The organism is Flavobacterium algicola, from assembly GCF_022399565.1.
GTDB classification, from domain to species: domain Bacteria; phylum Bacteroidota; class Bacteroidia; order Flavobacteriales; family Flavobacteriaceae; genus Flavobacterium; species Flavobacterium algicola.
Genome location: NZ_JAJTUT010000001.1, coordinates 123,048 through 145,823, shown reverse-complemented (window position 1 = coordinate 145,823; position 22,776 = coordinate 123,048). Strand labels below are relative to the sequence as shown.

The following is a 22,776-nucleotide window of genomic DNA, read 5'->3' as shown; positions in this document are numbered from 1 at the left end:
GAACTATAATCGTAGTAAAAAGTTTTCTTTGTTCAATCCATTGGTATGGTACTGCCAATTGATTACAACTACATCTGATAATATCTTTTTGAGATCATTAAAATTGCTTGGCTTTTTAATATAGATATTGGCACCTAACACGAAGGTATTCTCAATGTCTTTCTCAGAAGATGAGGTCGAATAAATAGCAATAGCAATATTTTTGAAAGCATCATTTTTCTTAATAGCTTCCAAACAACCCATTCCATTCAAAATAGGCATGTTTAAATCTAGGAATATAATATTGGGTAAAATTGTATCGGGATGATTCAAATAATTCAATAATTCCTTTCCGTTGTTTACAGTGTTGACTTTTGTATTAATTTTAAGCTCATCAAAAGCATCTGTAAAGAATAATCTATCATCTTCATCATCGTCTGCCAATGTTATAAGTATAGAATCGTGTTGCATATTTTAGTAATTTTGGTTTTGAGAAGCGATTTCTCGACGTTTTTTAATAATTCTTTGAAAAGCTGAAGGTGTAATTCCGGTAGTATTTTTAAACTGTGAACTTAAATGTGCTACACTAGAATAATTAAGTTTAAAAGCAATCTCTGTCAATGACAACTGACCGCTAATGATTAATTGTTTTGTATGTTCAATTTTTTGTAAAATAATAAAATTTTCAATAGAAGTATAAGTCACTTCAGAAAATAAATTAGACAAATAACCGTAACTGTGATTTAATTTCTCTGCCAAGTAAACAGAACTTTTTACATTGACAGTAACATCTTCAGTAAATACCATTTCGACAATTAAATCTTTAATCTTTTGAACAAGAATAGTTTTTTGATTCTCTACAATTGTAATTCCATAAGGATGAAGTAAGTCAGTGAATTTTTTAATCTGTTCTTCAGAGACAGCACTTAAAAATTCAACTTCACCAAATCCTAATATTCTATATTTTATTTGGGATTCGTCTAGTTTTTCTTCTAATATTCTATTGCAGATACTGTTGAAATCAAATTTGATAAAAACCTTCATATTGTGTGTTTTGTTACGAAATTAACCAAAAATATCTAAGTCTCCTTTAGATATTTTATTGTTTTTTAAATAATATTATTTGATAGTTTTTTTGTAAGACTATTATTTATAATTCTCATTCTGTTTTTACTCTAGTACTAAAATACTTGTCATTTGCTTCCCCTAGTAAAAATCCAATTCCTTTCATATGCCTCGAATTGTCAAATATTACTTTTAAAGAGGCTGTTATTGGTAATGCTAGTATCATTCCTGGTATACCCCACAACATGGAGAAAAGCACAATTGATAAAATGGAGACAAAAGCATTTAAAGAAACTTTGCTTCCTGTAATTTTTGGTGTTATAAAGTTACCTTCTAAAAACTGAATAAAACCAAAAACTCCAATCACCCCAACAGCATACCAATATGAATCTTTGGTTGCTAACGCTATTAACGCGGGTAAAATTGAACCAATAATAATACCGATATAAGGTATAAGTAACAATAAAGCACAAAGGAAACCAAAGAAAAAGGGAAATTCGATTCCCAATATTAGTAATCCTATACTATTAAGAATTCCAACAATTACCATAACGCTAACTAAACCAAGTAGGTAGTTTTGTTGTACGATGTACAGTTGACTCAATATATGACGCATCTTTGCTTTGGTCGTAAATCCGATTGTTATCTTATATATAAAGCTCACCAAAAAATTGCGATACAATAGAAAAAGGAACATATACAAGGGTGATAAGAAAAAATCTCCAAGTATTCCTCCGGACTTAGTCAAAAACTGCAGTATTTTGCTAGAATTTTGTTTGACGATTTCTTTGGCTTTGAGATCTCCTCCACCTACAAAATCCCTGCTTTTTACTCCTAGTAACTGCTCTAAATCTCGAAGCATTGGCGTAACTTTTCGTTCTATTTGTACATAATATTTGCTGCTCTTACTCATTATGTCTTCAAACTGTATACCTATTAAAATAAAAACCGCAAATACTATTATCGAAAAAATGATGATAGATAGTGAAATTGATAAGATTCGATTCCATTTCAATTTTATTTCAAAAAATTGTACAATCGGAAATATTAAGACACTTAATATAATTGCAAAAATTAAAGGAATTATAAAATCCTGTAATAAGTACGCGATGAGCACAATTAAAGAAATCCCTAATAAGTTTAGCGCATAATGATTTTTAACTGCCATAGTATGAGTGTCTGTTATATGATAAGATAGCCTATTGGATTTAATTCCTTAAAAATAAGAATTAAAAATCAATAGGCTTCTAATTTCAAGCATGAAATATTTTAGACTATAGGTCGGCAATCATTTTACGAACTTCGTCTTTTGATTTACCTAATTTTTGCTCTAGTTTCCCAAGCATCTCGTCCTCTTTTCCTTCGGCATATAGCAAATCATCATCTGTTAGATCAGCATATTTTTGCTTCAATTTACCTTTTAATTCGTTCCAGTTTCCTTTAATTTCTTGATTATTCATAATTTCTAATATTAAATTTATATTGTATTTCTATTATTTGTTATCGTTATTGTATCTTCTCAAGATCCAAGCTTGTGCCTCGTGTTTTTGAATAATTCCAGTCAAGAAATCAGCAGTTCCAAAGTCATCCGTTTCTTCTGTTTCTTTGATAAATTCACGAATTTTACTCACCATTGTTCGGTAATCTTCTAGTAACTCTTGAACCATTGCCTCTTTTTGTTTGTATTCAGCACATTCATCAAGTATAGATTGATCTGTGAATTCTGCCATTGTACCAATAGCGTTTTCACCAAGTTTTCCGATTCTTTCTGCTACTTCATCAATGATTAATTCTAGTTCATTATATTGACCTTCAAAAAGTTTGTGCATTTCCATAAAACTAGTTCCGGCAACATTCCAGTGAAATTTTCTTGTCTTTACGTATAAGACCATTTCACTCGCCAAAACTGTAGTAAGATTTTTAACAATTGACTTCATTTCTTTTTGCGGCATTCCTAATTTAGTATCCATTTTTTGATATGTTTAATTATTAATTGTTATCTCTTAACAAAGATATTGTAGTAGTGGACTTATAGTTTTACAGAATTATTTAGGTTCATTATAAAATTTCTATGTGGTTAATAATTGCAGCATTTATTCTTATAAGTAGAGCAAAAACATCTTGCTTTTATGATATTGGAATTCAATAAAATAATTAGAGAAAGGTATAATTTGACCCGAACAGAAAATGTTATTTTTGATTACTTAATCGATATTATTATGACAACCCCATTACTAGCATTTAATGACAAAGGCATTTATTGTGCTATTGCAGATGTGTATTTAGATCCGTGGAAGCCTGTAACCAATGCAATTATTACTCACGGGCATGCAGACCATTCCCGATGGGGCCATAAAAACTATATTACACATAAAACCAATGTTCCAATTATTCTGCATCGTTTGGGTGAAATCAATGTGTCTGGTGTTGAATGGAATGAAACCTTTACTATTAATAATGTGAAATTTTCATTACATCCTGCCGGTCATATTATTGGGAGCTCTCAAGTTAGAGTTGAACATAAAGGGGAAGTATGGGTATTTACAGGAGATTATAAAACTGAAGACGATGGTATTTCCGTTCCATATGAAGTAGTCAAATGCGACACCTTTATTACAGAATGTACTTTTGGCTTACCAGCTTTTAAATGGACGCCACAAGCAGAGGTAATGGAAAACATCAATAATTGGTGGTTAGAAAATCAAGCAGAAGGTAAGACATCTATATTATTTGGTTATTCATTAGGTAAAGCACAACGATTATTAAAATATTTAAACCCAGAAATTGGTCAAATATACACACATGGTTCTATCGAAAATATGACGAATGTCCTAAGACCAATGGTTGAATTTCCTAAAACAACTTTGATCACACGTGAAACTAAAAAAGAAGAATTATTAGGGAATATAGTTCTAGCTCCTCCAAGCGCACATGGAGGTACTTGGATCAGAAAAATGACTCCATTTGTCACTGGATCAGCCAGTGGATGGATGGCTTTTCGCGGAGCAAGGCGGAGGAGAGCTGTAGACAAAGGCTTCGTATTAAGTGACCACTGCGATTGGTATTCTTTACTGGATAGCATAAAAGCTACCGGAGCAGAAAAAGTTATCTGTACCCACGGTTATACTGATATTTTTTCGAAATACTTACGGGAGCTAGGATACGATGCCAGAACGGAAAAAACACAATATGAAGGAGAATTATCTGAAATTGATAAAACGGAAGAGTAATCCTTTTTTTACACATGATTTATGAGAAATTTTGCCGACTTAATAAAAACATTAGACAGTACCAATAAAACTACAATTAAGGTTGCGGCACTAACTACGTACTTTAAACAAGCTTCGCCAGAGGATAAAGTTTGGACGATTGCAATCCTTTCACATCGTCGACCACCAAGACCAGTAAACACAACGCTCCTAAGACTTTGGGCCAATGAATTGGCCAATATTCCGATGTGGTTATTTGAGGAAAGCTATCACATTGTCGGGGATTTAGCAGAAACAATAGCTTTGATAATTCCTACCACAAAAGAACATTCTGATAAAAGTTTAACAGAGTATCTAGAGGAAATTATAGCTTTAAAGAAAAAGCCAGAAGAAGAGAAGAAAGCCTATTTACAACAAAATTGGTTGGCTCTAAACTATTATGAGAGATTTGTTTTTACTAAATTAATCACGGGTAGTTTTAGAATTGGGGTAAGTCAAAAATTAATGACAAGGGCCTTATCAAAGGCAGAAGATGTTGATGAAGATGTTCTGGCTTATAAATTGATGGGTAACTGGGATCCAAATAAAATCACTTTTCAAGAGTTAATCTTAGATGAAAAAAGTAGTGATTACTTATCAAAACCTTATCCTTTTTATTTGGCTTATCCTATTGAAGGAGATGTAGAGAATTTGGGAAAAGTGGAGGAGTGGTCAATTGAACACAAATGGGATGGTATCCGTTCGCAAACAATTATACGTGAGGACGAAATTTTTGTTTGGTCTAGAGGAGAGGAATTAGTTACCGATAAGTATCCAGAATTTCAAGCTTTTCTAGGCGTTATTCCAAATGGAACAGTCATAGATGCAGAGATTCTAGCATTTTCGAATGGAGAGATAGGTACTTTTAATGATTTGCAGAAACGCATCGGACGCAAGACGGTATCTGCAAAATTATTAGAGAGCAATCCAGTGATTTTAAAAGCATATGATATTCTAGAGTGGGAAGGGAGAGATATTAGGAATGAAACGTATGAATTTCGCCGAAAACTTTTAGAACAATTGTATGAAGCAGTAAAAGAGACTAAAATTCCCTTTTCTATATCCGAACGAGCAACAATTGCTTCTTGGGATGAAGTTGCAAGCGAGAGAATGCTAGCCAGAGAAAAAAGAAGTGAAGGACTGATGATCAAAAGAACCAATTCGACGTACCAGGTTGGTAGAAAAAAAGGAGATTGGTGGAAATGGAAATTAGAGCCACTAGTAATCGATGCAGTTTTGACCTACGCGATGCGCGGAAGCGGACGACGTAGCAACTTATTTACCGATTATACTTTTGCGCTCTGGCAGGAGAATGAAGCTGGAGAAAAAGAGCTTGTCACTTTTGCCAAAGCGTACTCGGGACTCACAGACGCCGAATTTAGAAAAGTAGACGATTTTATAAAGAAAAATACAGTAGAGAAATTTGGACCAGTACGAAGCGTAACTCCCCAATTAGTGTTCGAAATAGGTTTTGAGGGTATTGCTTTTTCCAAAAGACATAAAAGTGGAGTTGCCACTCGTTTCCCACGTATATTGAGATGGAGATTAGATAAAAAAATAGCCGATGCAAATACAATCGAGGATTTGAAAAGCATGATAATCTAAAACTAAATGAACAGAACAAAATTAATCGATATCGCAGAAGATTGGTTTTACCAACAAGATTGGAAACCTTTTCCGTTTCAAAAGCAAACTTGGAATGCCTTTTTACAAGGGAAGAATGGATTGCTAAACGCGCCTACTGGAAGCGGAAAAACTTATGCGCTATGGTTGCCTATCGTTCTCAACTATATTAATGAAAATCCCGATTACAAGACCAAACACAAACCAGGTTTAAAAGCAATTTGGATTACACCACTACGAGCATTATCTGCAGAAATAAAGCAAGCAGCTTCTCGAGTTGCAGATGATTTGGATTCCAAAATGACTGTTGGAGTACGTACGGGAGACACCACTGCCAGCGAACGTACAAAGCAGAAAACCAAAATGCCCGATTTACTGATCACGACTCCAGAAAGTTTACAATTATTAATTGCGACCAAGGGATATGAAAAAATATTCGGCTCCTGCACTGCCATCATTATTGATGAGTGGCACGAACTCTTAGGAACAAAACGTGGAGTACAGATGGAATTGGCGCTATCGAGATTAAAATCTGTCGCTCCCAAAATGAGAGTTTGGGGGATCTCAGCCACGATTGGTAATCTTGAATTGGCTCAAAAAGTATTATTAGGAAATGAAACTGAAGCACTAGAAAATTCTGTTTTAATCAAAGCGAATATTCATAAAAAGATTACTGTAAAATCAATACTTCCTGCCAAGATAGACTCCTATCCTTGGAGGGGTCATATGGGGTTGCATTTGATGCGCGAGGTAGCCAAAATTATCAAGAGTAGTAAAACCACACTTATATTTACCAATACCAGGTCGCAATGTGAAATATGGTTTCAAGCTTTGTTAGAAAAATACCCAGAGTTTGCTGGTGAGATGGCTATGCACCACGGTAGTATAGCTAGAGAAACAAGGGTTTGGGTCGAAAATGCAATAAAGAATGAGGATCTAAAAGTTGTTGTTTGTACTTCAAGTTTGGATTTGGGAGTTGATTTTGCACCTGTTGAAACGATCATCCAAGTTGGTGGTCCCAAAGGTGTTGCTCGATTTTTACAACGAGCAGGTAGAAGTGGACACCAACCGGGTAAAGAAAGTGTTATTTATTTCTTGGCCACTCACGCGATGGAATTGATTGAAGCTTCGGCATTGAAAAACGCTGCTGAAAAAAATATAATCGAAGACCGAGTTCCTTATTTAAATAGTTATGATGTACTGATTCAATATCTCAATACGTTAGCCGTTTCTGATGGTTTTTATCCGGATGATATTTATAAGGAAGTGCAACAAACGTTTTGTTTTCAAAATATCACAGCAGACAATTGGCGATGGATTCTTAATTTTATCACCAACGGAAGTCAAAGTTTGGAACGCTATGATGAATTCAAAAAAGTCGAAATTGATGAAGCAGGATTGTTTAAGATAAATAGTCGTAGAACTGCAATGCAACATCGTATGCAAATAGGTACAATTGTGAGCGATGCTGTTCTAAGTATTAAATTTGTAAGTGGTGGCTATATCGGTTTTATAGAGGAGTGGTTTGCTTCAAAACTGCAAAAGGGAGACACATTTGTGTTTGGTGGTAAAAAATTAGAATTTTACGCTTTGAAAAATATGCAAGTGTTAGTTCGAAAAGCTTCTGTAAAGAGAACGGCAAAAACTGTCAGCTGGATGGGAGGAAGAATGTCTTTTTCTGCTCAGATGAGCGAAATGTTGCGTGCTGAACTATATGCAGCCAACAGCGGCAACATGACTCCAGAGCTAAAAGCACTAGAACCTGTCTTTTCGAGACAGAAAAAAGAAAGTATTATTCCAAACGACAATCAATTTTTAATCGAGAAGTTCAAAACTCGAGAAGGATTTCATGCGGTTTTTTACCCTTTTGAGGGTAGATTTGTACACGAAGCTTTGGCAAGTGTTTTGTCTTATCGAATTTCACTACTTTTGCCAATAACTTTTTCTTTGGCTTATAACGATTATGGTTTTGAACTGCTTTCGGATCAGGAAATAGATTTAGAGTCAGTATTTGATAACAATCTATTTACGGCCGACTACCTGCATGAAGATCTGCAACAAAGCCTTAATGCAACCGAAATGGCCAGAAGAAAATTTAGAGATATTGCTGTGATTTCGGGGCTTTTATTTACAGGGATGCCAGGCAAATTTGTAAAAACAAAACATTTGCAAAATGGATCACAATTACTGTTTGAAGTTTTTAGGGATTATGAACCCGATAATTTACTACTGCAACAAGCTTACATAGAAACTTTCGAACACCAATTAGAAGAAGGTCGATTGCTGCAAGCCTTGGAACGGATTAATAATCAGGAAATAGTTGTGAAAAATTGTGAAAAACCAACGCCTTTTAGTTTTCCGATAATTACAGATAGGCTAAGAGAAAAATTATCTAGTGAAAGTCTAGCAGACAGAATTGCAAAAATGACCGCTAGTTATATGAAAGTTTAAAATAAATATGAATATTACCATAAGGAATCAAATTTTTACACTTCACCATCTAGGTGCTATCTACTGGAATGATAAAAAAACACTATTAATTTCGGACGTACATTTCGGAAAAGTAGCTCATTTTCGAAAACACGGAATTGCAATACCTAGAGCTTTGCTTAACGAAAATTACAACAACTTAGATACATTAATCGCATCATTCGATCCAGAGAAAATTATTTTTTTGGGTGATTTATTTCATAGTATTTTAAATGCCGAATGGGAGCTATTTGCAGATTGGACAACATCCATTCGTCAAGAAATTATTCTTATCGAAGGAAACCATGACGTGATAGCGAAGGAAAATTATTTGGATTTAGATATAGCGGTTATACCCGAATTACGCTTGGATGATTTTCTATTGACGCACCATCCTGTTGAAACAAATGGTTATTTCAATTTTTGCGGACACATTCATCCAGGAGTTAAACTCTTTGGTCTTGGTAGGCAGCATTTAAAATTGGCTTGTTTTTTTCAGACAGCAAACCAAATGATTTTACCTGCTTTCGGTTCATTTACAGGTAAATATTTTATAGCACCAACAAACGGAAATATAATTTATGGTATTGCTGATGCTACTGTTTTTAAAGTAAAGTTTAGTGAACAAGTTTAATTTGACTCAATGAATTTTTGAGCAAATTAATTTTGTCGTAGTCAATCATCGCTAACATCGAAAAATTATTAGGGATAATTACGTTTTTGCATTCGACTGTCAATGACAACAAGAACATTTCAAAGTAATTTGACTGTGTTGCATTTATCAATAAGTCATTTGTAAAGGTGGATACCATTAAGTTATATCCTCCCATTGCTATTTTGTGAAATATTAGTATCGCGTTCATAATTTTGATATTTGATATTGTAAATTTATATCTATATGGCCTGTAGTTCGTTATAGAATTTTTGTAGATAATTACAGAATACATATTAAAAACGATTAAACTTTGTAAATTTGTGGCACAACATAACTACAGATGACAACACAACAACTTCTTGACCAAATTCAGTTAAAAAAATCATTTCTATGCGTAGGCCTAGATGTAGATTTGAACAAAATACCAGAACATTTATTAGCACTTGAAGATCCTATTTTTGAGTTTAACAAGGCTATAATAGATGCTACGCATGATTTGTGTGTATCGTATAAACCTAATATTGCTTTTTTTGAAGCTTACGGTATTAAAGGTTGGATTTCACTTCAAAAAACGATCAATTACATCAATGATAATTACCCTGATATTTTTACAATTGCCGATGCTAAACGTGGAGATATAGGAAATACATCTACTATGTATGCTAAAGCTTTTTTTGAAGATTTAAATTTTGATAGTGTGACTGTAGCTCCCTATATGGGTAAAGATTCTGTAGAGCCTTTTCTAGCTTTCGAAAACAAACATACCATCATGTTGGCACTTACATCGAATGAAGGAGCTTTTGATTTTCAAACATTAAATGTTGGAGGAAAAGAATTGTACAAACAAGTGTTAGAAACTTCTAAAACTTGGAAAAACAGTGAAAATCTTATGTATGTAGTCGGAGCTACCAAAGCAGAGTACTTTACAGAAATTCGTAAAATAGTTCCTGATAGTTTTTTACTAGTTCCAGGAGTAGGGGCACAAGGAGGAAGCCTTTCTGAAGTCTGTAAATATGGTATGAATAAAAATATAGGGTTGCTTATTAACTCCTCTCGAGGAATTATATACGCTTCTAACGGAGCCGACTTCGCCGAGAAAGCTAGGGTTGAAGCACTGAAGATGCAGCAAGAAATGGAAGCAATCATGAAGCAATAAATTTGCACTACATAAGAAATGAATAATTTTCATCTATCTACCTATATAAATTCAAAGAAATAATAATGACAGATCAATTAGGAACAGAACATTCTTTTGAAAAAGTGCCCCAACGTATTATTTCACTAGTTCCTTCGCAAACAGAACTGCTTTATGATTTAGGACTAGAAGCGCAAATTATTGGAATCACGAAGTTCTGCGTACATCCCTATCACTTAAAATCTACAAAGATTAAAGTTGGCGGAACTAAAAAGGTACATTATGAAAAAATACGCTTACTAGAGCCAGATATTATTATTTGCAATAAAGAAGAAAATACTAAAGAAATCGTTGATAAACTAAGCGAAATTTGTCCAGTTTGGGTGACGGATATTGTAACCATTGCTGACAATTTTCAAATGATTGATGATTTTGGAAAATTATTCAATCGCCGTGTGGAAGCTCGAAAATGGAATGATAAATTGGCTTATGGTTTGCGAAATTTTAAAGAATTCATTCAAGCACAGCCTGTAAAGAAAGTGGCCTATTTTATTTGGAAAGATCCGTACATGGTTGCAGGTTCTACCAACTATATTGATGAGTTGTTGCAACTCAATCATTTTAAAAATGTGTTTGGTGATATTGCTCGATATCCAGAAGTAACGGTGCCACAATTAGTAGCAGCCAGTCCCGAAATAATTTTATTGTCTTCAGAGCCGTTTCCTTTCAAAAAAGAAGACGGCTATGAATTACAACCTGATCTGCCTACAACTCAATTTATAGTTGTTGACGGTGAAATGTTCTCTTGGTATGGAACTAGACTATTAAAAGCATTTGATTACTTTAGAATGATCCACACCAGTTTAAAGTAAAGTTGTTATTTTTTTGAATCAGTAGCTACCAATACAATTCCGCCCAAAAGTATAATTCCACCAATAATTGGAGACCAACTTACGGGATTGTTTTCTTCTTTGTTGATTTCGATTGGTCCGATGTCAACGACTTTTTCTTTGGTTACATAGTTAAATCCAGTGTACACCATCATTATGGCACCAATAATTACGAGTATTATTCCAGTTGTTTTCATAATATATTTTTAATTGATTATTCGATAATAAGCCATCTATTAAATTGTAGAATAGCTCAAGTACTAAGGTTTAGTACAAATTGAATTGCATTATCTGTTGCAAATATAGAATAAGTCACATTTGGAAATCTTATAGGATTTTGAGTATTAGTTATAGAATTGCAAATAACAATTTAGATTGTAAAAATAAAAAAAAAACCACTTGAAACTGACTTTGTAAATTTAATACTAGTTAAGTATCAAGCGGTTTAAGTTCTTGTTGTTTTTATTTAAAATACGTATTCTATAGTAGCATAAAATGTTCTTCTGTCTGATGGTATAATTCCAGGCCCAGGATAGCCAGTTGCTCTACGAGTAAAATAACTATTATCTGTGAAGTTGTTGATACCAGCCTCTAATTTAAAACTTTTCCATTTGTAAGAAGTCGAAATATCGGCTACATAATAAGAAGGAATACTTCCTGAAATTCCAGTGAGAATATTGTTGGAAGAGTTGCTGCTCGCACTAGATAATTGCGAAGACACGTAGGTGAATTGCAAACTAGATAAAAAGTTTTTATAACCAACACTTGTTCCTGTCTTGATATTATAAAGTGGCACAAATTCAACTTTGTCACCCTTATTTACTGTTGGAATATCTGATTTTAGATACGTTGAACCAGTAATTGCTGAGTTGGTAAATACATTCCAACTAAAATTGTCGCTTGCTGGAAAATAGGTTCGAGCAATATTCCAGTCCAGTAAAGTTTCAAAACCATAGGTAAACGCAGTTCCTGTATTGGCAGTGATTTTTACAATTTGGTTAGAAGCATTAGTACCATCATATTCCCCTATTTTATTATTGTAGTATAATCCAAAAATACTAGTATCGAAAGATAGTTTTTGATTTATATTACCTCTTATTCCAATGTCTGATGTATATCCTTTTTCATCTGTTATATTGGGATCTACTGCCTGACTAGGGCTAGCGGTAAAGATATCGCTAAAAGTTACCGAACGATAGTTTTGAGAGACATTACCATATATTTCCATTCCTTTTTTAGGCTTGTAACTCAAACCAACACCAATCAAATAGAGATTTCGGTCTTTAATGATGTCTTCTTCTATCGTTTCATCAAATATTATATTCCCAGCTAAATCTTTATTGATTTGCTTATAGGTGCCTTTGGCTTGGGTTCTAATCTTTTCGATTCTAAAACCAGGAGTAATTGTGAAATTGCTATTTATTTTAAAAATATTTTCACCAAATACAGCTAAGTTTAAGTTAGGGAAAGAGAAATCAGATTGATATAAATAATTCGGATATTCATCTGTCGCTAAATTAAAATTCGCATCAGTACCAGAGCTACCAGGACCTTGTAATTGGCCATTGCGAGATTGATAATATTTAGCACCAATCAAAAAGGCACTTTTTTGATCACCGATGTAATAACGTTTTAAATAACGTGCTTCTGCTCCCCAATTTACAAAGTTACCGATGATTAAATCACGTTCTGCCATAGGATCGGGAGTTGTGATTCGGTTATCTCTAAAACCTAATGCTTTTCTGCTAGCGTCAAGACCAAATAATTGCAAAGAAAAGTCCGAAGAATCATCAAATTTATGCTTTAGGCGTAAGGCATATAAATTCCAGTTAACTCCAAACCAGTTCCGGGTTCTATTACTTTGTGTTGGGTCTTCATTAAACTGTTCATCTGTTAATCCTCCAGCTTGCTGCGCTAAATAGTGATAATAAGTGTAATCAAAATGTAGGGATGTCTTTTCGTTAAATTTGTAATTTAAGTTGGCAAAGTAATTTTTGCTTTCGAAATCAGAATTAGGACGGTACCCATCTCCTTTTTTATAATTGAAAAAGGTATAGTAACTAAATTTTCCTGTTGTTCCACTCAGTGAAGTAAAATTGGTATACAATCCATATGAGCCAATGGTATTGCGTGTGACCACCTCAATAGGCTTCAATGAAGGTGTCTTTAATTTAAAGTTGATCAAGCCACCAAACTGTGTGCCGTATTGTAATGAAGCAGCACCACGAATTACTTGAATTTCTTCTAGTGCTTCTGTTGGAGTGGCATAATAGCTTTCTGGATAACCAAGAACGTCAGCACTTATGTCGTAACCATTTTGGCGTGTATTAAAATTAGCGGTACGGTTTGGATTCAATCCTCGGCCACCAATACTTAATTGCAAACCACCATCAGAACTTTCGTTAATCGTCAAACCAACTACTTGCGCAAAAACTTGTCTGGCATTGTTGGTCGATTTGTTTGCTGTTAATTTTTCGATATTGATTACTTCTGTCTTCTTACCAGCATAGATAGCGGTTTCTTCGATATCATTTAATTTACGAATAGATTGTACTCTGTCGTTTTGCTTTCGAATAATAACTTCCGACAAATTATTGATTTTTGAGAGAACAATGGTCAATTGGCTTCCTGTCGTAATGCTAATTTGTTCTACTATGCTGTATCCACTTTTGAAAAATACAAAGTCATGACTACCTTTGGTTTGGTAATTAAATTCGAACTGGCCGCTTGCATTCGAGAATGCCTTGGAGCCTGCTGTTTTATTAAAAACTTCTACCATTGCTAGTTTATTCCCCTTGTTGTCTGTGACAATTCCAGAAATTTTATGTTGCGCAAAGTTATTGATCGAAAACAATAAAAATAGCAGTACTCTATAAACCTTTGATGGTGTCATTAAATGGGAGAATCCAAGTTTTGTGTTTAAAGCTTTCATTTTCTTTTGCTAAATTAATTGATGGGTCTATATATTTTTGGCTTAATCGTCCGTTGAGCGCAACGTAACTTGCTACGTGTACTTCGGGATTTTCAAAACCTTGTTTTTGATAATATTCTTTTAAAAAGTGAGCATATTCTAAAATGAAATCCGGCTGAAATGCCATTTGCTTTTCTTGAAACGCAGTTAAGAAGTGGGTATTGTTGATTCTGATACTTTTGTGATTTTTTTTGTCAGACACTGTAAACTCAGTGTAACCAGCTTTTTCCATAAGCATTACCCGCCAGGAAAAGCGGTAGCCTTCTTCAGTCCAAAATAATTCATCTGGATAACACAAATAGCGAAAAGGGAATAACAATTGAAAAGCCATAAAAAACGTTAAGAATCCTAATTGCACACGGTTGAAAAAAGTGTATTGCTGAACTTTATCTTTCCCATTTTCGAAAACAACAAGACTAACAGAAAATAATTTGGCAACAAAGGCCAATATTTTTTTGTGCAATGTAGGTTCGAAAAAAATCAAAGAGCTGATGATCATTACATACGGGAAGACACCAATAGGGAATAAAATACGAGTCAAAACATGAAAAACGACGATTAAGAAAAAACCAAATTTGCGTGTTTTTTTATTAAGCATTAAAAATACGATTGCAAGGTCATATATCATACCTCCCCAACTGAACGCATAGTGCACCCAAGTTTGATTCAGTAAATAACTTAGAACAGGAATTTTGGTATTGTCTGGCAACCACATTTTTAGAGGCATCGCTTCTATAAGCCAGTCAGAGTTAAGCTTGGCCAAACCAGCATAAATGTAAACAATAGCGAGTAAGACTTTTAAAATATCTGTATTCCAACGAGGAATACGCTGAAAACGAATTTTATCATTTTTATACGCATCTACAGAAAAGTAACAATTAGCAGGTAAGAAACAAAGTACCAAGCTAACAATGGTAATAAAATAATAATGGTTGAGGTAGGTTGTTTTGTCCATAAGTTCAATGTAAGTGAAACTCAAGAAAAAACTAACAATAGCCCATTTGTACTTGTAACCTACGGCAACCATAAATGCTGCAATGCCACAAATTATAAAAATTAGATAAGTATATATTCCGACTGGTTTTACCCACTCGAAACCATAATAGGTAAAATGAAATTGAGGAGTAATATAAAATTTTTCAATCCACCCATAACTTGCAAAACGTATTAAACTCAAAAGCATCATTAAACCAAACGCTAGCCTAAAAAAGGCTAGCGTTGCGGCAGATGTATATTGTTTAAAATAATTTTGAAACATAAATTAATTGGTAATAATATTAGTTGTATTCATGATCGACTAGTCACCATCACTATCTACATAATCGACAGTAATTTTAAGTGCCTGCATCATGTCCAATTTTAAGTAGACTACATTTTGCTGTATTACATCATAGGCGGTAATCATCTTACTATTATTTGTACTTATTTGAGTAGCAAAATTGTCGCTCAAAAGTGCATTCGAAGCATAAATTGCTGTAAATTGGTTATTAATAATATCACTGAAATTTTGACCACTACGTACTACATTGAGATTGTCTAAATACTCTTTTAATCCAGGACCCGTTGTCGCATCATTAAAATTCTTTCCATTAAAAAAATCTTGTGAAGCTTGGATGGCAGTATTGTATAAAATCTTTGAAACATCTTTTTTGTAAAAGGCTTCTACTTTTTCTGGATATAATGTACCACCAGAAAATACACCAGCAGGAATACCTACTTTACCTGCACGAACTTCTTTCTCAAAGTTTTTAATAAAGTCATTTACAGTAATGCTAACTGCACTTGTAATGGTATTTCCATTATTGGCAATATAGGTTGTTTTATAACTAGTCCAGTCATTCAGGACAATATCATTATTTGTATTTAAGGTTGTAACAAGATCAGTTAGGTATTTCTTGTATTTAGCAGCGTTTGTACCAGTGTAAAAGGCAACAATTTGAGCATCACTCGTACCCAAACCATTCAAGACATAATCCAAAGCAGGTAATCCTTGTTTGCTAAACTGTGATATCAAATTAAAGTCATAAGTACCACTGATAATGTTGGTATTGATTCCAGTTGCATCAGTAGGGTAGGTGTTGTTTTTTTCTTTAAAGTATATATCTTCCGCTTTACCAAAACCATAAATAGAAACAAATTGAAATGCTTTGTAAGCTTCTAACCAAGAAGCTCGAAGAACAACTAAGTTTGCTTCTGTGGGTGTAGTTGTAAAGGTAGTAGTATTGGAAGCTACTATATTTAACTTGGTTTGATAGTTTGTGTAAGATGGAATAATGATATCATTAGCCCAATGTGTTAAAAGAGCGGTTCTGTCATAGCCATCGTTACTTGTTGTTGTTTCACCGTCTGATGAAGAACAAGCTGCGATTAATGCAATAACGCTTATTAGAAAGAATATTTTTTTCATAAGTTTTCTATTTATTTTAAAGAGAAATTCTGTTATTAGATAAGTTGCTATAAAGTTAAAAGTACTACAGCAGCGACTTTATTATTCTCTTTTAAAAATTTGTGCAAAAGTATAAAAACCAAGACTAGAAGTCTAGCCTTGGTTTCACATATTGTTTTATTAGTTAACAGTGGCTGCTTGTGCTACTGTAAATCCAAATTTGGTAGCAATTTGTAGTGATAATGCATCTAGATTAGCATTTAAATAATCTACATCCCATAAGCCGTTTGTTCCTTTTGTCAAGTTGCTTAGGATTGTGTCAACTTCAGTTTTTGTAAAGTAAGGAGCATTTGTACCTGGCTTGTTAGTATAACGTAAACTCATTATGAATCCGTATCCTTCTGAAAGAGCATGAAAAGAAGCAGCTCCATTATTAGTAGCTAATTTAGCTTTACCTTCTTGAAGGTAATATACGGCACGTACAGCAGGTATAATAGCCAATTTTGCTTTTATAATATTAATTTGAGCATCTCTAGTGGTGTAATCATTGGCAACGATTGCAGCTCTACCTTTTATGAATGCATTTTTAATGTCGGCAGCAACAGTATTAAAATCGGTATCAGCATTAACTTGGTTTATATAACTATCCCAGTATTTAGATCCACCTGCTCCGTAGATATATCCGTAAGCTTCATCCCAATTATGTTCCATAGTAGTATAGTTTGATCCTGTTTCTAGAACTTTATTGGTATTGTTGTCTTTGTTCATAGCATCATCAAGCTTTGCTGTACTCAAATAATTGTTTACTACTTGATCCATAAAACTAGCTCCCATCATACCTTTTAAAAGTATTTGCTGTGGTTCTAGACCGTTTGCAGCAAAAAGACGACTGGATGTTCCATCTAAATAGGCTCCTGACACACCAGCTGAAGCTTGTACTTGTGGCAATGCACTTGCTTTAAAAGCATTTGCTAATTGTGTTTCAAAAAATAACTGAACAGCTAATTTTTCAGTAGTACTTCCACCACCTAAGAAGGTAGAAAAGTAATCCTTTGATGCTGCAGTTTTATCCTTAAGTTGCTTGCCAGAAGTATTCAAGTCAGTATTTGAAAATGCGTTATTAGTATTGCTATACATATTAGATAAAACCGTGACGTCTGCAACTGTTTTATTTTTTGCGGCAGCACTTATATAAGCTCCCATTTCTTCCAACATTAATAGGCGACTTGTTTGTCCTGAATAATCTACAGAGGTAGTACTATTTCTTTCAAAACTATATTCTGTTGGTACAGTGTAGTTTGTAGTATTGTCATCATTATCACTGCTACAAGATGTTAACGATAATCCTGCTACGGCTATTGCAGTAAATAGTAAATTAGAACGCGTCATATTAATTTATTTAGAATGAATAAGAATAATTTCCTGCAAAGATAACATCCACATTCAGTCTCGCAAACTTTATTTAGATTATTTAAAGATAATTTTTGTAAGTTATTTTTATTTAAAACAAATCTAAATAAAATTTGGTTAAGAAAGTATTAACGCATAGTTTTGCGCTATGTTAAATCATTCTAAATAATTAAATACCTTAAAAATGAATATTTCAGCTTTAAAAAGTACATTAATCTTAGGAACTCTTGCCTTTTTTATCTCTTGTGATAATGACGATAATACTAATGACGGTGCGGTCTCAAAGAAAGAAGTTATAGAGAATTATGCCGATATCGCCTATGCAAATTACCAGCAAGCATATGAGGATGCGGTTAAAATGGAAACTGCTATAAACACATTTACTTCTGCTCCTACAGCAGCTAACTTTACAATTGCCAAAAACACATGGTTAACAGCAAGAGAAAGCTACGGTACAACTGAAACATTTCGATTTGCTGATGGACCAATTGATGACGCCGATGGTCCAGAAGGATTTATCAATTCTTGGCCTCTAGATGAGAATTATATCGATTATGTGGACGGTAATGCGACTGCAGGAATTATAAATGATCCTATCAATTATCCGACTATATCCAAAGAGGTGTTGGAAGGAGAAAACGGTAAAAATGACAACGAGAAATATGTTACAGTTGGTTATCATGCTATCGAATTTTTACTTTGGGGTCAAGATTTGACTGCTCCATCAGAAAAAATAGCGGGACAAAGACTTTATACTGATTATGTACTTATTAATGGTACAGCATTAAATCAAACTAGAAGAGCAACTTATTTAAAGGTTTGTGCTGATTTGTTGACTGATCACTTATTATACGTAGCAAATCAGTGGAAATCGGGAGGAGCATATCGCACTACTTTTTTAAATTTAAGCGAAGATGATGCAATTAAAAATATGTATAGAGGAATAACTACTTTAATTTCTGCTGAATTGCCAGTAGAGCGTATGGAAGTAGCACTTGGAAATCAAGATCAAGAAGATGAACACTCATGTTTTAGTGATAACACACACAGAGATATTGCTTTGAACTTAGAGGGTGCTATAAATGTGTACCAAGGAAAATACGCAAATATTGACGGTCCTTCATTAGAGGATTTAGTAAATCAAAAAGACGTTACTGCATATAATGAAGCACAAGCTCAAATTGGTGTAGCAACTTCTGCAGTGAGTGCTATCGCAACTCCATTTGACTACGCAATTTCGGGAGGAGCGGCTTCTACAGAAGGTGCAAAAGTAAAAACTGCCGCTACAGCAATTAAAAATTTAGCTAAGAATATATTAGACGGTGCGACAAAAATTGGGATTTTTGTAAACAGTTAAATAAAACTAACATTAATATAAAAGTGCTTCTATTCTACGGAGCACTTTTTTCTGTTTTAAATATGATGAGAAATTTTATAAAATTAAGTATAGTAGTTTTTTGTTTTCAGCTGCTGGGTTGTAGTTCTTCAGATGAAGAGTACATTGATTTATCGGCCGAAGATGGGGAACAATACTCAGGTGGAGATGCAACTGTGTTTAATACTTCCGAAGAGGCTTTTGGTTTTTTTGCACCCACTATTTCCTATGATGAACAATCTGATTTTGGAATCGGAAATTCATTTTTTAGGCAAAACTGGGTAATCGCACCTGCATCAACAACAGCGAGAGATGGTTTAGGACCTTATTTTAATGCAATTTCATGTTCGAGCTGTCATTTTAAAGACGGACGCGGAAGACCACAATACGCAGACAATGAAACTGGTCACGGTCTCTTACTTCGTTTAAGTTTACCAGGAATGGATGCGAATGGTGCCTCACTTCCAGATCCTATTTATGGTAGCCAATTGCAAGATAATGCCATTTTAGGACAAACAACAAAAGGGACTTATACTATTACTTACAGTCCTATTGTAGAAGCGTATGCTGATGGAACTACTGTGACTTTACAGAAACCGAATTACGTCATCGGAAATTTAGGTTTTGGTGCTTTGGCATCCAATGTGCAAGTGTCTCCTAGAATTGCAAATCAGGTAATTGGTTTAGGACTGCTGGAAGCGATTCCAGAGGCTACAATTTTAGCTTTCATAAGCCAAAACAATAAGAATGGAGTTTCAGGTAAAGCAAACTATGTTTACGATGTAGCTTCCAATTCGACAAAAATGGGTCGTTTTGGATGGAAAGCCAATCAACCAAATATTGGTCAGCAAGTAGCAGCAGCATTTTCTGGAGATATGGGTATTACTACTTCACTGTTTCCTAACGAAAATATTCCAGCATCTGTAAATGGTAGTGCAATACCAAATGGTGGCGAACCAGAGATTACAACTAGTAATTTTGATAAGGTCGTATTGTATGCAAGTACATTGGCTGTTCCTGCTAGAAGAAATTATACAGATGCGACAGTTTTATCGGGTAAGAAAACTTTCGAAACAATCGGCTGTGCAAGTTGTCATATTCCCAAAATAACGACAGGTAGTACGTATGGAATTACTGCGTTGCGCAATCAAATAATTAGGCCTTACACTGATATGTTGCTACACGACATGGGAGACGCTTTGGCAGACAATACTCCAGATTTTTTAGCCACAGGTAAAGAGTGGAGAACACAACCGTTATGGGGAATTGGCTTAATTAATACAGTAAATGGGCATACCTTTTTAATGCATGATGGAAGAGCGAAAAACGTAGAAGAAGCTATTTTATGGCATGGAGGTGAAGCTGACTATGCCAAATCACAATTTAAGCAATTATCAAAAACCGAACGTCAAGCTCTTTTGACATTTATCAATTCATTATAAATATCTAACATTCTTTTGCCAGTTAAATGCAGACTTATACATGCATTTGATTGGCATTTTTTTCTAAAAATTTAATGGTGTTCCAATTTTGATTATCGAAGGATGGTATTATTCTTTTAATGTAAAATAATTTTGAAACCACGATATTGCTGCTTCCGCGCCTTCGTGTAATTTTTTGGATTCATTAATAGTAGTCGGTATTTTCGGAATTATCTTCATTTCCTTTTCTGACTGCAGTTCGTCAAAGGCCATTTTATTAAGATCGATAATAGGTATATCAATTCCGTCTACAATTAGTAAAGTTGGACTAGTGACCTGCGACAAGCTATCGACTGCCATATCAGGTCTTCCGCTTCTTGATACTACTGCTTTTATTGTTTTTCCAAAGTATGCCGCCGCTCTCATTGCAGCTGCTGCTCCCATATTTGATCCTAAGTAGCCTATAGGCAACTGATTGGTAGACTTATTTTGGATCAGCCATTCTGTGGTTGCTATTAAACGACTTACCAATAAATCAATGTCAAATTTATTTTCGCACCTTTTTTCTTCCTCTTCCGTTAGTAAATTAAAAACCAATGTTCCAATACGATCTTTCTGAATTAATTCTGATAGAATTTTATTTCTTGTACTTAGTTTAGTGGAGCTGCATCCGTTGCAAAAGACGACAATGCCTGTTGCATTTTTAGGAATAACTAACTTTCCTTTGAGTAATATTGAATCTATCGGAATGGCAATTTTGATTTTTTCCATAATTGTAATTTAGTATGTAAAAAATTTCGATTATAAACTATTTTAATACTGCACTGCAATTTTAAAACTAGAAGTACTATTTAAAAGCAACACTTGTTTAGGGATCAAAGCCAAGGCGACTGTGTATTAATTAGTATACTCTTAAATCCTCGATTTGCTTAAATCTACACTTTATATGTTAAACAGTATTTAATAGGTAGATAGGTAAAGATATTGAAAATCACTTGTTTTAGGGTTGTTTTCAGCTCGTTTTTTTAGTTTTCGAAAAGGTTTGATGTTATGTAACTTAAATTTAGCTTCTCACCATATTGCAAGCGCTTCTACTTCTTATCGCTATTTTAACTATTTTTACAGCAAACTAAAACGATTATGGCGCTATTTGAGGGAATTAATTTAACAGCGAAAACAGATCGTAGTACTGGTTTCGGAACTAATTCAAGTAGTTATGGTGGTCGTTTTGTTAATAAAAATGGAGTAGCCAATATCGAGAAAAGAGGTATGAATATTTTAAACCGCATTAGCTGGTATCATACTTTGATTGAGATGCCTATGTGGAAATTTATTGGGATTGTTTTGGCTTTCTATGTAGTTATCAATCTGCTCTTTGCAATAATTTATTTTGCCATCGGTATAGAGTATCTTGACGGTATTGCAGCTTCCGATTCTGATTGGGGGAAATTTGGTAAAGCATATTTCTTTAGCGCACAAACATTTACTACGGTGGGATATGGGCATATTAGTCCAAAAGGATTTTTGACTAGTGCACTATCTGCTGCAGAAGCGCTTATAGGTTTGCTAAGTTTTGCTATAGCCACGGGTTTATTCTTTGGGCGCTTCAGTAAACCAACCGCTTTTTTAAAGTTTTCTCACAACGCAGTAATCGCTCCATATGAGGGCATATCTGGTTTAATGATAAGAATGGTACCTTTTAAGAATACCAACTTTACAGATGCTGAAGCCAAGATGACTTTAGGTATGAGTATAGAAGAGAATGGAGAGATGATTAATAAATTCTATACTCTAGATTTAGAAATGCAAAAGGTTAGTTCGCTTAATTTAAGCTGGACCTTGGTTCATCCTATTAACGAACAAAGCCCCTTGTATCAATTAAGTAAAAGTGATTTTAAAACAATTCATGGTGAAATTATTGTTTATGTCAAAACATTCGATGATATGTTTAGTAGCACCGTAGCTGCGAGAACCTCTTACGTTTTTGAAGAGATTGTGTATGGAGCGAAATTTATACCAATGTACACTAGAAATTTCGATCATTCCAAAACAATACTAGACTTAGATAAGCTAAATGAATTTGTCCCTGCCCAACTGGGTTAAGATTACAGTTGCATTTTTCTTTATTCTTTTGCAACAAAGGTAATAA

General features: G+C 34.1%; 21 protein-coding genes. 9 read left to right on the top strand and 12 right to left on the bottom strand.

Going from position 1 to position 22,776, the window contains the following annotated elements; translation table 11 throughout:
* Window positions 1-3: 3 nt before the first annotated feature.
* The 5 genes from LXH21_RS00590 to LXH21_RS00570 all read right to left on the bottom strand — a co-directional run bounded on the left by LXH21_RS00590 (window position 4) and on the right by LXH21_RS00570 (window position 3,014).
* Window positions 4-450 carry a response regulator gene (locus tag LXH21_RS00590; protein WP_239861867.1) on the bottom strand — a complete coding sequence of 149 codons (447 nt, stop codon included), beginning with the start codon at window positions 448-450 and terminating at the stop codon, window positions 4-6.
* Window positions 451-453: 3 nt separating this feature from the next.
* Window positions 454-1,023 (bottom strand): helix-turn-helix domain-containing protein, encoded by a 570-nt coding sequence (locus tag LXH21_RS00585; RefSeq protein WP_239861866.1) that lies wholly within the window; start codon window positions 1,021-1,023, stop codon window positions 454-456.
* A 115-nt stretch (window positions 1,024-1,138) separates the two neighbouring features.
* Window positions 1,139-2,212, bottom strand: a complete 1,074-nt coding sequence (locus LXH21_RS00580; protein ID WP_239861865.1) for an AI-2E family transporter — start codon at window positions 2,210-2,212, stop codon at window positions 1,139-1,141.
* 106 nt (window positions 2,213-2,318) lie between these two features.
* The gene (locus LXH21_RS00575; protein ID WP_239861864.1) at window positions 2,319-2,504 is read right to left on the bottom strand and encodes a CsbD family protein; all 186 of its coding nucleotides are present in this window, start codon (window positions 2,502-2,504) and stop codon (window positions 2,319-2,321) included.
* Between the two features lie 33 nt (window positions 2,505-2,537).
* Window positions 2,538-3,014, bottom strand: coding sequence for a Dps family protein (locus LXH21_RS00570; RefSeq protein ID WP_239861863.1), 477 nt, complete (start codon window positions 3,012-3,014; stop codon window positions 2,538-2,540).
* A 249-nt stretch (window positions 3,015-3,263) separates the two neighbouring features.
* Between LXH21_RS00570 and LXH21_RS00565 the strand changes: the two genes are divergently transcribed.
* Genes LXH21_RS00565 through pdeM form a run of 4 tightly spaced genes read left to right on the top strand, consistent with a single transcriptional unit; the run spans window position 3,264 to window position 9,018 of the window.
* The gene (locus tag LXH21_RS00565) at window positions 3,264-4,274 is read left to right on the top strand and encodes a ligase-associated DNA damage response exonuclease (RefSeq protein WP_239863620.1); all 1,011 of its coding nucleotides are present in this window, start codon (window positions 3,264-3,266) and stop codon (window positions 4,272-4,274) included.
* A gap of 21 nt (window positions 4,275-4,295) precedes the next feature.
* Window positions 4,296-5,897, top strand: a complete 1,602-nt coding sequence (locus tag LXH21_RS00560; RefSeq protein WP_239861862.1) for an ATP-dependent DNA ligase — start codon at window positions 4,296-4,298, stop codon at window positions 5,895-5,897.
* A 6-nt stretch (window positions 5,898-5,903) separates the two neighbouring features.
* Window positions 5,904-8,366 (top strand): ligase-associated DNA damage response DEXH box helicase, encoded by a 2,463-nt coding sequence (locus LXH21_RS00555; protein WP_239861861.1) that lies wholly within the window; start codon window positions 5,904-5,906, stop codon window positions 8,364-8,366.
* A 7-nt stretch (window positions 8,367-8,373) separates the two neighbouring features.
* A complete protein-coding gene (gene pdeM, locus LXH21_RS00550; protein WP_239861860.1) occupies window positions 8,374-9,018 on the top strand; it encodes a ligase-associated DNA damage response endonuclease PdeM in 645 nt (214 codons plus the stop codon).
* Here the strand turns inward: pdeM and LXH21_RS00545 are convergent.
* Window positions 9,002-9,247 carry a hypothetical protein gene (locus LXH21_RS00545; protein WP_239861859.1) on the bottom strand — a complete coding sequence of 82 codons (246 nt, stop codon included), beginning with the start codon at window positions 9,245-9,247 and terminating at the stop codon, window positions 9,002-9,004. The genes pdeM and LXH21_RS00545 overlap by 17 nt on opposite strands.
* 132 nt (window positions 9,248-9,379) lie before the next feature.
* On the opposite strand from LXH21_RS00545, the gene pyrF reads away from it, so the two are divergent.
* Window positions 9,380-10,195: an orotidine-5'-phosphate decarboxylase gene (gene pyrF, locus LXH21_RS00540; RefSeq protein WP_239861858.1), complete on the top strand. Its 816-nt coding sequence runs from the start codon at window positions 9,380-9,382 to the stop codon at window positions 10,193-10,195.
* A 65-nt stretch (window positions 10,196-10,260) separates the two neighbouring features.
* Window positions 10,261-11,046, top strand: a complete 786-nt coding sequence (locus LXH21_RS00535; RefSeq protein WP_239861857.1) for an ABC transporter substrate-binding protein — start codon at window positions 10,261-10,263, stop codon at window positions 11,044-11,046.
* Window positions 11,047-11,051: 5 nt separating this feature from the next.
* Here the strand turns inward: LXH21_RS00535 and LXH21_RS00530 are convergent, their stop codons facing one another.
* The 5 genes from LXH21_RS00530 to LXH21_RS00510 all read right to left on the bottom strand — a co-directional run bounded on the left by LXH21_RS00530 (window position 11,052) and on the right by LXH21_RS00510 (window position 17,810).
* Entirely contained in the window at window positions 11,052-11,261 is a 210-nt protein-coding gene (locus LXH21_RS00530) for a hypothetical protein (RefSeq protein WP_239861856.1), read from the bottom strand.
* Between the two features lie 269 nt (window positions 11,262-11,530).
* Complete coding sequence (locus LXH21_RS00525; RefSeq protein ID WP_239861855.1) at window positions 11,531-13,996, bottom strand: TonB-dependent receptor domain-containing protein; 2,466 nt, start codon at window positions 13,994-13,996, stop codon at window positions 11,531-11,533.
* The gene (locus LXH21_RS00520; RefSeq protein WP_239861854.1) at window positions 13,935-15,293 is read right to left on the bottom strand and encodes an HTTM domain-containing protein; all 1,359 of its coding nucleotides are present in this window, start codon (window positions 15,291-15,293) and stop codon (window positions 13,935-13,937) included. Before LXH21_RS00520 ends, LXH21_RS00525 begins: the two co-directional genes overlap by 62 nt.
* A gap of 39 nt (window positions 15,294-15,332) precedes the next feature.
* Complete coding sequence (locus tag LXH21_RS00515) at window positions 15,333-16,442, bottom strand: imelysin family protein (RefSeq protein ID WP_239861853.1); 1,110 nt, start codon at window positions 16,440-16,442, stop codon at window positions 15,333-15,335.
* Between the two features lie 159 nt (window positions 16,443-16,601).
* Window positions 16,602-17,810, bottom strand: a complete 1,209-nt coding sequence (locus tag LXH21_RS00510) for a DUF4856 domain-containing protein (RefSeq protein ID WP_239861852.1) — start codon at window positions 17,808-17,810, stop codon at window positions 16,602-16,604.
* A 205-nt stretch (window positions 17,811-18,015) separates the two neighbouring features.
* Between LXH21_RS00510 and LXH21_RS00505 the strand changes: the two genes are divergently transcribed.
* The gene (locus LXH21_RS00505) at window positions 18,016-19,188 is read left to right on the top strand and encodes an imelysin family protein (protein ID WP_239861851.1); all 1,173 of its coding nucleotides are present in this window, start codon (window positions 18,016-18,018) and stop codon (window positions 19,186-19,188) included.
* Window positions 19,189-19,250: 62 nt separating this feature from the next.
* Window positions 19,251-20,648, top strand: a complete 1,398-nt coding sequence (locus LXH21_RS00500; protein WP_239861850.1) for a di-heme oxidoreductase family protein — start codon at window positions 19,251-19,253, stop codon at window positions 20,646-20,648.
* 108 nt (window positions 20,649-20,756) lie between these two features.
* Here LXH21_RS00500 and LXH21_RS00495 read toward each other — a convergent pair whose 3' ends face one another.
* Window positions 20,757-21,398, bottom strand: a complete 642-nt coding sequence (locus LXH21_RS00495) for a dienelactone hydrolase family protein (protein WP_239861849.1) — start codon at window positions 21,396-21,398, stop codon at window positions 20,757-20,759.
* 369 nt (window positions 21,399-21,767) lie between these two features.
* On the opposite strand from LXH21_RS00495, the gene LXH21_RS00490 reads away from it, so the two are divergent.
* A complete protein-coding gene (locus LXH21_RS00490) occupies window positions 21,768-22,730 on the top strand; it encodes an ion channel (protein ID WP_239861848.1) in 963 nt (320 codons plus the stop codon).
* Window positions 22,731-22,776 lie beyond the last annotated feature (46 nt).

Bases quoted from the DNA above. Each gene is read 5' to 3' on its own strand.
- LXH21_RS00590 (WP_239861867.1), bottom strand. From the start codon at position 450: ATGCAACACGATTCTATACTTATAACATTGGCAGACGATGATGAAGAT.
- LXH21_RS00585 (WP_239861866.1), bottom strand. From the start codon at position 1,023: ATGAAGGTTTTTATCAAATTTGATTTCAACAGTATCTGCAATAGAATA.
- LXH21_RS00580 (WP_239861865.1), bottom strand. From the start codon at position 2,212: ATGGCAGTTAAAAATCATTATGCGCTAAACTTATTAGGGATTTCTTTA.
- LXH21_RS00575 (WP_239861864.1), bottom strand. From the start codon at position 2,504: ATGAATAATCAAGAAATTAAAGGAAACTGGAACGAATTAAAAGGTAAA.
- LXH21_RS00570 (WP_239861863.1), bottom strand. From the start codon at position 3,014: ATGGATACTAAATTAGGAATGCCGCAAAAAGAAATGAAGTCAATTGTT.
- LXH21_RS00565 (WP_239863620.1), top strand. From the start codon at position 3,264: ATGACAACCCCATTACTAGCATTTAATGACAAAGGCATTTATTGTGCT.
- LXH21_RS00560 (WP_239861862.1), top strand. From the start codon at position 4,296: ATGAGAAATTTTGCCGACTTAATAAAAACATTAGACAGTACCAATAAA.
- LXH21_RS00555 (WP_239861861.1), top strand. From the start codon at position 5,904: ATGAACAGAACAAAATTAATCGATATCGCAGAAGATTGGTTTTACCAA.
- pdeM (WP_239861860.1), top strand. From the start codon at position 8,374: ATGAATATTACCATAAGGAATCAAATTTTTACACTTCACCATCTAGGT.
- LXH21_RS00545 (WP_239861859.1), bottom strand. From the start codon at position 9,247: ATGAACGCGATACTAATATTTCACAAAATAGCAATGGGAGGATATAAC.
- pyrF (WP_239861858.1), top strand. From the start codon at position 9,380: ATGACAACACAACAACTTCTTGACCAAATTCAGTTAAAAAAATCATTT.
- LXH21_RS00535 (WP_239861857.1), top strand. From the start codon at position 10,261: ATGACAGATCAATTAGGAACAGAACATTCTTTTGAAAAAGTGCCCCAA.
- LXH21_RS00530 (WP_239861856.1), bottom strand. From the start codon at position 11,261: ATGAAAACAACTGGAATAATACTCGTAATTATTGGTGCCATAATGATG.
- LXH21_RS00525 (WP_239861855.1), bottom strand. From the start codon at position 13,996: ATGAAAGCTTTAAACACAAAACTTGGATTCTCCCATTTAATGACACCA.
- LXH21_RS00520 (WP_239861854.1), bottom strand. From the start codon at position 15,293: ATGTTTCAAAATTATTTTAAACAATATACATCTGCCGCAACGCTAGCC.
- LXH21_RS00515 (WP_239861853.1), bottom strand. From the start codon at position 16,442: ATGAAAAAAATATTCTTTCTAATAAGCGTTATTGCATTAATCGCAGCT.
- LXH21_RS00510 (WP_239861852.1), bottom strand. From the start codon at position 17,810: ATGACGCGTTCTAATTTACTATTTACTGCAATAGCCGTAGCAGGATTA.
- LXH21_RS00505 (WP_239861851.1), top strand. From the start codon at position 18,016: ATGAATATTTCAGCTTTAAAAAGTACATTAATCTTAGGAACTCTTGCC.
- LXH21_RS00500 (WP_239861850.1), top strand. From the start codon at position 19,251: ATGATGAGAAATTTTATAAAATTAAGTATAGTAGTTTTTTGTTTTCAG.
- LXH21_RS00495 (WP_239861849.1), bottom strand. From the start codon at position 21,398: ATGGAAAAAATCAAAATTGCCATTCCGATAGATTCAATATTACTCAAA.
- LXH21_RS00490 (WP_239861848.1), top strand. From the start codon at position 21,768: ATGGCGCTATTTGAGGGAATTAATTTAACAGCGAAAACAGATCGTAGT.